The following is a 13,260-nucleotide window of genomic DNA, read 5'->3' on the forward strand; positions in this document are numbered from 1 at the left end:
GTCAATTATCTTGCTGTCCTATACTGCTAGCTCATGCGGTGGCAGGTACCGACGGATACTGCTGCAACACCTGTTTGAGATAGTGCCCTGTGTAAGAGCGAGTGTTTTCGGCAACGTCTTCGGGGGTGCCCACTGCGATAATTTCGCCACCCCGATCGCCGCCTTCGGGTCCCAGGTCGATCACCCAATCAGAACAACGGATCACGTCCAGGTTGTGTTCGATCACCAGAACCGTGTTGCCTTTGTCTACAAGGCGTTGCAGCACGTCTAACAGTTTGTGGACATCATAAAAGGAGAGTCCGGTGGTGGGTTCATCAATGAGGTAAAGGGTTTTGCCTGTAGCACGGCGAGAAAGTTCTGTTGCCAGTTTGACCCGTTGCGCTTCACCACCAGAAAGGGTGGGTGCGGTTTGTCCTAAGCGAACGTAACCCAGACCCACATCTACCAGCGTTTGTAGCCGTGCTGCCGCCTGGGGAATATTTTGGCAAAACTCCAGCGCTTCATCGACGGTCATGCCCAACACATCGGCGATCGACTTCCCTTTGAACTTTACCTGAAGCGTTTCGCGGCTGTAGCGGGCACCTTTACAGACTTCGCACTGTACATAGACATCGGGCAAGAAGTTCATCTCAATGACGTTTACGCCCTGACCACCACACGCCTCACAGCGTCCACCTTTGACGTTAAAGGAGAACTGACCGGGCTTGTAGCCTCTTGCTTTCGCTTCGACCGTTTCAGCAAACACATCCCGAATGATATCGAAGGTGCCTGTGTAGGTCGCAGGGTTGGAGCGAGGAGTCCGCCCGATCGGAGATTGGTCAATGACGATCGCCTTGTCCAATGCACTTAAGCCAGCGATCGGCTCCATCTCCTTTGGTTGTGGGGTCTTGCTGCCAAAGTGGTTTTGCAGCGCTGGATAGAGCAGTTCATTAATCAGGGTAGATTTGCCAGAGCCAGAGACACCCGTCACTGAAACCAGTGCGCCGAGAGGAATATCGACATCGATCTGCTTCAGATTATTGCGATAAGCATTACGAATTTTGAGGACGCGCCCATTGCCCGATCGACGCTGAGCAGGCGTTGCAATGACTTCTCGCCCTGACAAATATGCTCCTGTGAGAGAATCGGGAGCGTCTAACATAGCCTGCAAGCTGCCTTGAGATACGATGCGTCCACCATGCACCCCAGCACCCGGACCAATATCCACGACATAGTCGGCTGCCCGAATCGTCTCTTCATCATGCTCAACCACGATTAGCGTATTGCCTAAATTCCGCAGTCGGTGGAGCGTTTTGAGCAAGCGGGCATTGTCGCGCTGATGCAGTCCAATGCTGGGCTCATCCAGGACGTAGAGAACGCCAGTTAGTCCAGAGCCAATCTGCGTTGCCAGACGAATGCGCTGCGCTTCGCCGCCCGACAGCGTCATCGCCGTCCGGTTGAGTGTGAGGTAGTCTAAGCCCACATCCAGCAAAAATTGCAAGCGGGCTTTGATTTCGCGGAGGACAAGATCGGCAATTTGCGCCTGTCGTGCGCTCAACGCAATGCTGTTCACCTGGTTCAGACAGTCTCGAATCGAAACGCCCGTCAGGTCGGCAATGCGGAACTGTCCCAGCTTCACAGACAGCGCTTCGGGCTTGAGCCGCTTCCCCTTACAGTCTTCACAGGGTTGATCAACCAGATATTGCTCTAGCTTCTGTTTGTAAACGTCTGAATTGGCTTCTTGATACTGCTTCTCTAACAGCGGTAATGCGCCTTCATATTTCCGCTGGTAGCCTTTGTTTTGCCGATAGCGAGAATCGGTTTCAATCCAAATCGCCTCTTTGGAACCGTGCAGCAAGATGTGGCGCTGCTCATCCGTTAACTGGCTCCATTGGGTCTGAATATCGAACCCAAACGCAGCGGCGACGCTACAAAGCAGCGATAGATAGTACGTGTTGTCTTTGTCTGACCAGGGCGCGATCGCCGCATACACAGGCAGATCGGGATTCGGCACCACCAGCTCTGCCGAAAACTTGCGATGGCTCCCCAAGCCGTGACAGGCAGGGCAGGCACCATAGGGCGAGTTAAAAGAAAACAGGCGAGGCGATAGTTCTTCCATCACTGCGCCGTGTTCGGGGCAGGCGAAGTTTTCGGAGAAGACGAGGGGTGTGGGGTGTGGGGTGTGGGGTGTGGGGTTGTTGCCGTAGTCGCCTCCTTTTTCAGCGGCGCGGAGAGCTTGTCCAGTAGGGAGTTCGACCACGTTGCCTTCTGCCTTCTGCCCTCTGCCTTCTGCCTCCTGACTTTTAGCTGCCTCCCCTTGCAGAATGTCAATCACGGCAATGCCACCCGAATGCTTGAGGCAAGTGCCAAGAGAATCCGTCAGGCGTTCTTCGATGCCTGCTTTTTTGACTAAGCGATCGACCACAATCTCGATCGTGTGCGACTGGTTTTTATCGAGTTCAATCGCGTCACTCAGTTCTCGCACTTCACCATTAATGCGAACGCGCACAAAGCCATCGGCTGCGAGACTGGATAGCTGCTTTTTGTGTGTCCCTTTTTTGCCACGCACGACAGGCGCGAGGATCTGAAAGCGGGTGCGATCGGGCAGTTCCATGACCCGATCGACCATTTGATCGATGGACTGAGGTGAAATGGAGCGATCGCAATGAGGACAGTGAGGAATACCTGCTCGTCCGTACAACAACCGCAGGTAATCGTAAATCTCGGTGACGGTGCCGACGGTTGAACGGGGATTGTGCGAGGTGGATTTCTGGTCGATGGAGATGGCGGGACTTAAGCCTTCGATCGCATCCACATCGGGTTTGTCAACCTGTCCCAAAAACTGACGGGCATAGGCGCTCAGTGATTCGACGTAGCGACGCTGACCTTCAGCAAAAATGGTGTCAAACGCCAGCGAGGACTTGCCTGACCCAGAAACGCCTGTAAAGACAATCAGGCGATCGCGCGGCAACTCCAGATCAATATCTTTCAGGTTGTGCTGGCGCGCTCCCCGGATGCGAATCGTATTTTGAGCGATGGCATGACTGGCGGGATGACCATCATGCGACTCAGCCACGGCGTTCTTGGAACCGTTAGCTTTCTTAGAACCGTCAGCGCGATCGGGCATAGAAACAGGAAAAAATAATCTTTCCCATTCTATCGCTCTACGCTCCGAGTCATGACCGAAAGGATTCTCGCTATTGGCTCAAGTCTTGCCAACCCGTATGGCATTGAGAAAGAGTCCCAGTAGCAACACTAGGCGTAACACCTGCCGGATCACCAACGGATGGCTTTTGAGACTGGCAAAGAATAGCGATGGCAGTAAAGATCCCCGTATTTACATTGTCAAGCTCAACCGCGCCTGTGTATGCCCGCAACGCCGTCGCACTCCGTGGGTAGGAGACGTTGCGGACGATCGCCGAGGTGCTGCCAGCCGTCGTGTCAACGGCATAAGTAAAGTTATTCGTGCTGGTCTTGACACCAATGCCCAGTGATGTGAATTCCGCTGCAAATTGGTTTCGTTCCAGATAATACGCCTGCTGGGCACGATTAGCTGCACCAATCAACTGCGTTGCTTCGGACTCTTTGGCTTTGCTCGCTTGATTGAGGAACGACGGTAAGGCGATCGCCGATAGGATGCCAATGATCATGATCACCACCAGCAGTTCAATCAACGTGAACCCCTGACTCTGCCGTTGTTGCACAAGATGTTGCAGTTTAGCTTCAAACGCGGTTTTCACTCGCTTGAGCACTCCCCAAGTGGACGTTACTTTGTTAGCGTTCCCACGAGGGCAAGCGCTACTGCTCAGTAAGATTCCTGATTTTTTGTCGAACGGATATCAAGTGGTCAAGATGCTGAGTTACTTGAACACGTGCGATCGCTATAGGACTGACGCACGATTTTTGCATCAAATGAGGGTCTGGTGCGCCTTTGCCCATAGAGTGACGCAGCAAACGAACAGATTTCAGAAGATTAGCTAGGCTTAAGAAGCATTAGTGAAACTGCTGACGTATCGCTCCTGACCGAGGTACAACTATGTATGAGCAAGAATTGATTGCTACAGCAAACGCAATGGTCGCCCCTGCTAAAGGTATTCTGGCGGCTGACGAGAGCTACAGCACTGCGAATAAGCGCTTTGAGAAGCTTGGCATTCCTACAACCGAAGAAATGCGTCGGGCATACCGCGAGATGCTCTTTACTGCTCCTGGTATCGGCGATTTTTTCAGCGGCGTGATTTTATTTGACGAGACGATCCGCCAAGCAGCGAAGGACGGCACTCCCTTCACGAAAGTCTTGCTGGACGCTGGCATTATTCCCGGCATCAAGTTGGACGAAGGTGCAAAACCGCTGGCAAAAGCACCTGGTGAAACAGTGACAGAAGGCTTGGATGGCTTGCGCGATCGCATTGCCGAGTACTACAAAATGGGTGCGCGGTTTGCCAAATGGCGTGCTGTCATTACGATCGGTGACGGCATTCCCTCCCACAAATGTATTGATACCAACGCTCACGCGCTTGCCCGTTACGCCGCGCTTTGTCAGGAAGGGGGACTGGTGCCGATCGTTGAACCCGAAGTGCTCATGGATGGCGATCACACCTTAGAACAAAGCTACGGTGTGCATCACGAAGTCCTCAAGACCGTATTCGATGCGTTGTATGTTCAGGGCGTGGAACCGGATCAAATGATCCTCAAGCCCAGCATGGTCATTCCTGGCGAGAAGTGTCCTCAGCAGGCGAGCGTTGAAGATGTTGCACGGTGGACTGTGAAGTGCTTGAGAGAGCGTGTTCCGGCTGCTGTTCCTGGCTGTGCTTTTCTCTCTGGTGGACAAAGTGACGAAGCGGCGACGGCTCACTTGAATGCAATGCATGTGTTGTTCAAAGACCAACTGCCGTGGCAACTGACGTTTTCCTATGGTCGTGCGCTCCAGCAAGCGGCTATGCAGACCTGGAACGGGCAGGATGCGAATGTTGCAGCGGCTCAGAAGGAACTGTATCGTCGAGCAAAACTCAATAGTGCCGCAGCGTTGGGGCAGTATGAGCCTGAGATGGAGGCGATCGCGGCTTAGAGAGTTCTGAGTTTTAAGTTTTGAGTTCGGAGTGAGCCTCTGCCTCCCCTGCTTCCCTTGCCCCTCTGCTTCCTCCTGCTTCTGAATTCCGGGGTTAAGTTGAACTCAAAACTTGAACCGTATTACTTTCCTGCTAACGCTGTCGGCAGACCATCAATGCTGACAGCGTTTTTTTGCTGCTGATATTCGCGTAAGCCCTCTTCCCCCTTTTTGTCAGCCCATTTAACTAGCGATTCTCGCTGTCCGATGTATTCATATAGCGGCACGCCCATCCCGCAGGATGTTTGAACGCGATCGATGTCTGCAACAATCATCTGACGAGTCCCAGGAATGGGTGAAAATAGTGCGTAGAGCTTAGCCCATTCTGGTGCATCGGGTAAGATAGTCTTCCCCGTGCCGTAGAGCCGCAGAATGGAAGGAGGCTCCTGAAACGCACAAAACATAAGGGTAATGCGCCCATTCTCCTGCAAATGCGCGGACGTTTCATTGCCGCTGCCAGTCACATCAAGATAGACAACTCGACTAGGAGAGAGAATGCGAAAGCTGTCTAAACCCTTTGGAGACACGTTAATGTGCCCATCGGCTGTAAGCGGAGCGGTGGCGACAAAAAACATCTGTTGCGCCTCAATAAAGCGCTGAAGGTCGTTGGTAATGGAGGCAAAAACTTTAGCCATTGGTAAAGCGATCAGCTCAAGGTTTTTTGGAAAAGGTGCGCTACATCTGCAAAGGACGGCTTGCATTAGATAACATCTTGCAACACGCGGCGTGTACTATACCATGCCCACAGTCCAGCCAGGCTGACGATCGTACCCATGCCCAACATCACCACTCTCAGTCCAACGGCATGGGTCAGTGGTTCTGCGATCGCCAGCGGTAGGCTCAGGGCAATATTCACGACATTGTTCTGAAAGCCAAACACCTTGCCACGCATCGACTCTGGCGTTTGCCGCTGAATCAACGTCTGCATCGGTACGCCAACCATTGATGCTCCGAGACCCAGCAGTACACTTAACGTCAAGCCCAGCCACAGATTATTAGTGAATGTAAACATGGTCAAACTCGCCGCCATGATGAGGAATCCAATGAGCGGAAGCGGTTTGTGGTGCAAACGATCGCCCCAGTGCCCTAATACAGCAGCTCCGAAGACCATGCCGATGCCTGCGGCAGCTAGCAGAAAGCCAAACTGAGTTTCTTTCAGCCCAATTTTTGGCACCAGTTTGATCGCCAGCACGGTCAGGGCGGCAAAGACAGAATACAAAATGGTCAACTGCACCATCGCACTGCTGACCAAGCGATCGCTTCTCAAATAAGCCAACCCTGCTTTAAAGTCATGCCAGGGGTGCGCTTGCACAATTTGGGGATCAGCGCCACTTTTACGAATCGGCAGAAAATACAAGATAGCAGCACCCAAGATATACAGTCCACCTAACAGAATTTCTTGACCAAACTGCCCGCCTGTTTTTGCCAGAGTCAGCAGCGGTTCACCGATCGCAAAACCCACGATCAAAGATCCCATCAGCGTGGTCGTAAACAGTGCATTGGCACTCATCAAGCCCTGCCGTGGCACCAATAGCGGAATGGCAGCCTGCTCTGCTGGCGCAAAAAACTGAGTTAAAACAGACTCCGCAAACCCAATGATGATCAGGATGACAAATTCTCTGGGCAACAGCGGCATGGCGAGAATGAGCAACCCGCGTAAGAGATTACAGCCCACCAGAATTTGCCGTTTATCGAAGCGATCGACAAAGATTCCGGCTGCTGAACCAAACAAGATGGCAGGCAACGTGATCGCAAACAGGAGTGCTGAGCGAGCCGAATTCTCCAACCCAGGAGGTGGCTGATAGTTAACGAGCAGCGCAATCAGAAACACAAAGAAAATCTTATCGGCAACCTGCGACAAAACCTGCGCCGTCCACAGCGCCAGAAAGGGTCGATTTTTCAGCAGTGTACCGAACCCACCATCAGAAGAGCTGGTTGGAAGCATAGCGTCTCGTCTAGAAAAGCGTTTGGGAACCAGTTGAACGTCCTCCCTCGTTTGCGTCGTTGCGGTGAAGCACAACTCCCCGTTGCAGTTTTAAATCAGATTCGGTAACAGCTAATACCTAATCCAACACTACAAGCTGAGCTATTCTAGTGTTCCCACCTGCAACAAAAAAGTTTTTCTTAGTCTAAGTTCGCTCATTACAGCTCACCATAGCGGTGCAACAGGGCAGTTAGAAAACTGGCAGCCGAGATGGCGACGGGAAGTTGTCGTTGATCGGGTACAAGCCACCAACCGTCGGCAGCTTGTGGCGATCGCCAGAGTTCGAGATGCGCTACAGCAGGGTCAGCATAAAAACTGTCCTCTCCAGCGCCCAAGAGTGCTGAGCTCCAATGTGTGAAAGTATCGTGACTGAGTCGGTGCATGGGGAACCTACCCACAAGCGGTACGCCCCAACCGTCGATCGCAAACAGTGCTGTTACCGTTCCACCCATCGCTTGCCAAGCAGAAGCAGCACTGACGGCACCGACGACACCCGCACTAAACCCAATTAATACTATCGGTGTGCTGAACGCCAAATCCGGATCACGCTGGCTAAGCTGTTCGTGGAGAAAGCGCAAAATGTGCAGTCCTGAGTACGCAGGATAACGTTCGACTGGAAAAACCAGCAGCGATTCTGGACGTAAGCTTGTGTTATCGGCAGCTTCCAGCAATCCTTGAATGAACTGCTGCGTTAGCCTCCGATCGTGTATTCCAGGGCAGAGCACAATCCCCACTTTGTTATTCCTCTCGAAACTGAGGATGAGCTAAAAAGTTAAGATGACTGTCGTAGTGGCTGTTCATCTTTAATCGTGTCTGGTCTCGATTCCGTGTTTTCTCGTACTGATTTAGCTACGTCCTAGAAGCAGGACTGACGCGTTTTGACTGCGTGAGTCCTAATGAGACAACTTAGTGCCAGTTTTATGCCCTCCCCCTGGATAGGATGTTAGTCTAGTAAGGGTCAATTAGGCTTTTGAGTTGAACACTGCCTGTGCAGGGCAGTGAACCGACTGCTTAAGCGATCGTGACTAAAACCAGTACAACAACGTTGAGGCAGTATCAGTGGTCGCTACTCCTGAAAAAACCCAGCCATTAGCTAACGTCTCTTTCCCTCAGGATCGGGTGGCAGTGCTGTTAATGGGCTATGGTGAGGTCGAAAGCTACGAAGACTTTGCCAACTATAATGAGCAAGCGTTGAACCTATTGACAGCGAAGTTTGCGCCTGTGCCAACATGGATCTATCCACCGCTAGCCAAATTGTTAGCCGCTTTTGACTTGCACGAGTGGAGCCATCAGCACGACCACTTTATATCACCGCACAATGCCATTTTTGAGCGCCAGCGCCTTGGCGTTGAGCAGTCTCTTCAAGAGCGTTGGGGCGATCGCGTTAAAGTCTTTAAAGCCTTCAACTTTTGTGCTCCCTTCCTTCCAGAACAGGTGCTAGCTGAGGTCAAGGCACAAGGATTTGACAAGCTACTGATCTATCCCCTTCTGGTCGTCGATTCCATCTTTACGAGTGGCATTGCGGTTGAGCAAGTCAACAAGGCACTCACGCAGTTGGCAGATGGCAATGAGCATTGGGTCAAAGGCACTCGCTACATTCCATCCTTCTACAGTGAGCCTGAGTATATCGATCTCATGGCAGGGATGGTTGAGGACAAAATCAAAGCTGATCTGGCAGTGGCGCATCTTCCCTCGCAGACTGGGATTGTACTGATGAACCACGGTTGCCCTCACAAAGCGAAAGGCTTTACGTCCGGCATTGACGAGAGTCAGGCGTTGTACGATCGCATCCGCGAAAAGCTGATCTACCGCTATCCCCTTACATCCGTTGGCTGGCTCAACCACCAAACGCCACTCATTGAATGGACGCAGCCGAACGCAGAACTCGCCGCGAGAAATTTAATTGATCTAGGTGCAACGGCACTTGTTTTCATGCCGATCGGGTTTGCCACTGAGAACCACGAAACCCTCTTGGATGTGGATCACATCATCCATACGCTGCGTCGCAAGCATCCTGAAGTCACGTATGTGCAGATGGAATGCGCGAACGATCGTCCAGAATTTCTCAAGATGGTCGCAGACTGGGCACACCCTCAAATTGAGGCACTGTTAGCAGAGCAAGCGCTAGCTGTGAACCCCAGCCTAGCTAAGCATGAGCATCACGATCACCACCATGATCATGGGCACCAGCACGGCAACGGACATCACCATCATTGAAATAGCCGTCAGCAGCCAGCGGTCAGAAAAATAAGAGCTGTCAGCCGTCAGCCATCAGTAAAAGCTGATCGCTGATAGCTGATAACTGACCGCTCCTTCAACCGACTTCTCTCAGCTTTTGCGTATTTTCGACCAGGCTTTGAGCAAACTGATCGAAGCGTTCTGATAACTTTTCATCCTGTAACTTGCCATCGGCACCAAAGGCTTTCCAGGCTTGCGCGATCGCAATCTGTTCAGGAATCGCCCAGGCGTGAACCCAGCGTAAGATAAGGCGCAGATCATTCAGCGCGTTGCTGTTTGGCTGCCCGCCTAAAACGCTAACCAGTCCAGCCACTTTACCCGATAGCTGGTCGAAACTCATTAGATCTAGCGCGTTTTTAATCACACCGCTGACACTGCCGTGATATTCCGGTGTGACCAAAATCATGCCATCTGCTTGATGAAACGCCTGACGCAGCCGATCGACATCTGGGTGATCTGGATACTCTTTGCCACCATCACAAAACGGCAGCTTTAAAGTCCGAAGATCGAGAATTTCGACCGTTGCTCCCAACGCCTCTAATCGCTGCGCTACAAGTTGTAATGCCTGCTGGCTGTAGGAATCAGCTCGGAGACTACCAGCAATACCTACGAATCTAACCATTGTTCAGAAACCCTTTTGCGTGAGATTGGATAGCTTAGACTGCGATGCTCGAGTAGCGCCAAATCAAGTTGCGCTCACGGCACATATCTGTAGGAGGGGGTTTGTCTTAAAGCAACAGCAAAACCGACTCCATAGTGCTCAAACCGACAGTGCTCAAACCGACCCCTTCGACTGCCCCACACATCGTGAGAACGGTTTAAATCGGTGTAACGTTTACCAGAACGATTGTTTTTTCTATTAGAGCGCTTGATGTAGCGACCCCGCAGAAAATAAACTCATAACGACTACGATTTAATCATAGCGATTTATTTTTCACACTGTCAATTTTCACGCTGTCAATTTTTGAGTGCTAAGTGTGGTTTCATTTCTTCTCTGGCAACGATGGCTTTGCCTAGAAGCACTCCACTCACCAGTATTTCGTTCGCTAGGATAAAGATGAGTGAGCTAAACTTGGAAGAAGTCCCGTCAGTTTTGTGCTTACGCTGAAAGAAGCGATCGAGCAGTGCCGTAAAGCGGGGGCATCATCAGCAAAACAAAGGTAACAGGTAGAAGGCGCTACGTATGAAAGGTTCCTGGACAAATGCACTGGTAAAACGACTGCCCCGACGAGGTTCTACCGCCGTGGGAATCGCCACCGCTTTTTGGGTCATTGCTCATGGGATGACGCTCAGCTTACCTGTCGCTGCACAAAGCACTCGTGAGCCGCTGAGCTACAGTGCGTTGCTGACAGAAATTGATGCTGGCAAGGTCAATCGGATTGAAATCGATCCGACGCAGCGGGTTGCACGCGTGACGATGGAAGGGCAGAAGAAAGGCGATCCGCCGCGCGAAGTGCCATTGTTTGACAATTACGGTGAAGTGACAAAGAAAGCTTTAGCCAATAAAGTTGACATCACCGTGCAGCCAACGCAAGATAACAGCGCCGTCATGGGAATTTTGGCAAACCTACTGCTGTTTTTCTTGCTGATTGGCGGTTTGCTCATGATTTTGCGCCGCTCCAGTAATGCTCCCGGTGGTCCTGGACAGGCGATGAGCTTCGGCAAGTCCCGCGCCCGCTTTCAGATGGAAGCGAAAACAGGCGTGATGTTTGATGATGTCGCGGGCATTGAAGAGGCAAAAGAAGAACTGCAAGAAGTGGTGACGTTCCTCAAAAAGCCCGAACGCTTTACGGCAGTGGGTGCCAAAATTCCCAAAGGGGTGCTGCTCATCGGACCGCCGGGTACGGGAAAAACCTTACTAGCCAAGGCGATCGCGGGTGAAGCGGGCGTACCCTTCTTCAGCATCTCTGGTTCTGAGTTTGTGGAGATGTTTGTGGGTGTGGGTGCCTCTCGCGTCCGTGACCTGTTCAAGAAAGCGAAAGAGAATGCGCCGTGCATCATCTTTATTGATGAGATTGATGCTGTGGGACGGCAGCGCGGTGCAGGCATTGGTGGCGGCAACGATGAGCGGGAGCAAACCCTCAACCAGTTGCTGACCGAGATGGATGGCTTTGAGGGTAATACGGGCATCATCATCATCGCGGCAACCAACCGCCCTGATGTGTTGGATTCGGCGCTGCTGCGTCCTGGTCGTTTCGATCGGCAGGTGATGGTCGATTTGCCCACCTACAAAGGGCGATTGGGTATTTTGGAGGTTCACGCTCGCAACAAGAAGCTGGACACAGATATTTCTCTAGAGGCGATCGCTCGTCGGACTCCTGGTTTTTCGGGTGCGGAACTGGCAAACCTGCTCAATGAAGCTGCCATTCTCACTGCACGTCGTCGTAAAGATGCCGTCACGATGCTGGAGATTGACGATGCGATCGATCGCGTCACGATCGGTTTAACTCTTACGCCTCTACTTGACAGCAAGAAAAAACGGCTGATTGCCTATCACGAAATTGGTCATGCGCTGCTGATGACCCTGCTCAAAAACTCCGACCCGCTCAACAAAGTGACCATCATTCCGCGATCGGGTGGCATTGGCGGTTTTGCTCAGCAGGCATTTAATGAAGATATGATCGACAGCGGTCTTTACACTCGTGGCTGGTTAACCGATCGCATTACGATTGCGCTAGGTGGACGCGCCGCCGAAGTGGAGGTGTTTGGGGATGCTGAAGTGACAGCAGGTGCCAGCAGCGATATTAAAGCGGTGGCTGATTTGGCGCGAGAAATGGTCACGCGCTACGGCATGTCTGAGCTAGGACTGGTCGCGCTGGAAAGCGCAGGCAGTGAGGTTTTTCTAGGTCGTGGCTTGTCACCCCGCACCGAATACTCGGAAGACATGTCTACGCAGATTGACCAGCAAGTGCGGGGCATTGCCGTTAAATGCTACGAAGAAGCGAGAAAGGTGATTCGGGAAAACCGCACGCTGGTCGATCGCCTGGTTGACCTGCTATTAGAGGAAGAAACGATCGAAGGTGAGGATTTTCGTCGCATTGTCACCGAGGTAACAGGTCAGCCAGTTGCCGTGAGCGCATCCGTCTCATAGCGATCTAACCTCACCTTTAGAAAACGAGAAAACCTCAGAGCCATATTGCCTCTGGGGTTTTTCTCCTTTATGGTGGTCTAAGGCTGCTGCCTTCATCCGCAGAGCCGTTAGGTATGACACACCTAAAAATCTTTTAGATGTGGTGAGTGCCTTCAAGAACCGCGCCCTTCTATATTCCTAATTGATTGATGTCCCATCCACTGACTCAACACATTCTCTGAAACACTAAAAAGAGGTCGATCAATGGAAAACCGATTGACACAGGCACAGCTAACAAGACTGGTTGGCGAAGTCGAACGGCTTTCTCAACGACAGCAAGACGAACTCGATCGTGGTCAGGTGCAAGACATTCTGCGGGAACTCAACCTGTCGCCCGATCTGCTAGATGAGGCAATGATCCAGCTACAGCGCAAGGATGCGTTGATCGTGCAACAACGCCGCCAACGTTGGCTAATCGGTGGTGCGATCGCCAGTTTGGTCGTGGCGATCGCAGGTGTCACAGTTTTCATGCAGCAGCAAAATCAAACCCTTAATCGCGTTTCGGCAGAGCAAAGCTGTGTTGCTTTAGCTCAGGATAGCTGCGACGATCGAACCCTGTCTCGCCAAAGCAGTCCAGAGTTGTTTTACAATGTGACGCTGAACGATGCGCCAGTGGGTAAAAAGCTCCCCCTCACTTGCGATTGGGTTGCCCCTAACGGACAGGTTGTCAAACAAAATCGTTATGAGACTCGCCAAATTGACACAGCGGTTTGGACGACTCACTGCCGCTATCGGCTTGATGCCTCTGCACCAACGGGAACCTGGCAGGTGCGGCTGCGGTTAGACGATCGCCCACTCAGCGATGCCAAATTTGACGTAAAGTAG

At 52.0% G+C, this 13,260-nt stretch carries 10 protein-coding genes; 4 read left to right on the forward strand and 6 right to left on the reverse strand.

All coding sequences use genetic code 11. The annotated features are described in order from the left end of the window. Positions 1 to 31: 31 nt before the first annotated feature. Positions 32 to 3,106: an excinuclease ABC subunit UvrA gene (uvrA, locus tag AC5JO6_RS03790; RefSeq protein ID WP_496079709.1), complete on the reverse strand. Its 3,075-nt coding sequence runs from the start codon at positions 3,104 to 3,106 to the stop codon at positions 32 to 34. 70 nt (positions 3,107 to 3,176) lie between these two features. After that, complete coding sequence (locus tag AC5JO6_RS03795) at positions 3,177 to 3,719, reverse strand: type IV pilin-like G/H family protein (RefSeq protein ID WP_496079710.1); 543 nt, start codon at positions 3,717 to 3,719, stop codon at positions 3,177 to 3,179. Between the two features lie 296 nt (positions 3,720 to 4,015). On the opposite strand from AC5JO6_RS03795, the gene AC5JO6_RS03800 reads away from it, so the two are divergent. Beyond that, positions 4,016 to 5,044, forward strand: coding sequence for a class I fructose-bisphosphate aldolase (locus AC5JO6_RS03800; protein WP_496079711.1), 1,029 nt, complete (start codon positions 4,016 to 4,018; stop codon positions 5,042 to 5,044). Positions 5,045 to 5,166: 122 nt separating this feature from the next. On the opposite strand, the gene AC5JO6_RS03805 is transcribed toward AC5JO6_RS03800, so the two are convergent. The 3 genes from AC5JO6_RS03805 to AC5JO6_RS03815 form a co-directional block, all read right to left on the reverse strand. After that, positions 5,167 to 5,718: a pyridoxamine 5'-phosphate oxidase family protein gene (locus AC5JO6_RS03805; RefSeq protein ID WP_496079712.1), complete on the reverse strand. Its 552-nt coding sequence runs from the start codon at positions 5,716 to 5,718 to the stop codon at positions 5,167 to 5,169. 65 nt (positions 5,719 to 5,783) lie between these two features. Further along, on the reverse strand, positions 5,784 to 7,028 hold the full coding sequence (locus tag AC5JO6_RS03810) for an MFS transporter (RefSeq protein WP_496079713.1): 1,245 nt from the start codon (positions 7,026 to 7,028) through the stop codon (positions 5,784 to 5,786). A gap of 197 nt (positions 7,029 to 7,225) precedes the next feature. Then, the gene (locus tag AC5JO6_RS03815) at positions 7,226 to 7,801 is read right to left on the reverse strand and encodes a hypothetical protein (protein ID WP_496079714.1); all 576 of its coding nucleotides are present in this window, start codon (positions 7,799 to 7,801) and stop codon (positions 7,226 to 7,228) included. Between the two features lie 325 nt (positions 7,802 to 8,126). On the opposite strand from AC5JO6_RS03815, the gene AC5JO6_RS03820 reads away from it, so the two are divergent. Continuing rightward, the gene (locus AC5JO6_RS03820; protein ID WP_496079715.1) at positions 8,127 to 9,284 is read left to right on the forward strand and encodes a ferrochelatase; all 1,158 of its coding nucleotides are present in this window, start codon (positions 8,127 to 8,129) and stop codon (positions 9,282 to 9,284) included. Between the two features lie 97 nt (positions 9,285 to 9,381). On the opposite strand, the gene AC5JO6_RS03825 is transcribed toward AC5JO6_RS03820, so the two are convergent. Beyond that, positions 9,382 to 9,927, reverse strand: coding sequence for an NADPH-dependent FMN reductase (locus AC5JO6_RS03825; protein WP_496079716.1), 546 nt, complete (start codon positions 9,925 to 9,927; stop codon positions 9,382 to 9,384). A gap of 561 nt (positions 9,928 to 10,488) precedes the next feature. Here AC5JO6_RS03825 and ftsH point away from each other — a divergent pair. Together ftsH and AC5JO6_RS03835 are read left to right on the forward strand one after the other, a co-directional pair. Then, positions 10,489 to 12,396, forward strand: coding sequence for an ATP-dependent zinc metalloprotease FtsH (gene ftsH / locus AC5JO6_RS03830; RefSeq protein WP_496079717.1), 1,908 nt, complete (start codon positions 10,489 to 10,491; stop codon positions 12,394 to 12,396). A gap of 243 nt (positions 12,397 to 12,639) precedes the next feature. Continuing rightward, positions 12,640 to 13,260, forward strand: a complete 621-nt coding sequence (locus tag AC5JO6_RS03835) for a DUF3859 domain-containing protein (RefSeq protein WP_496079718.1) — start codon at positions 12,640 to 12,642, stop codon at positions 13,258 to 13,260.

This window comes from Tildeniella sp. (assembly GCF_059505325.1).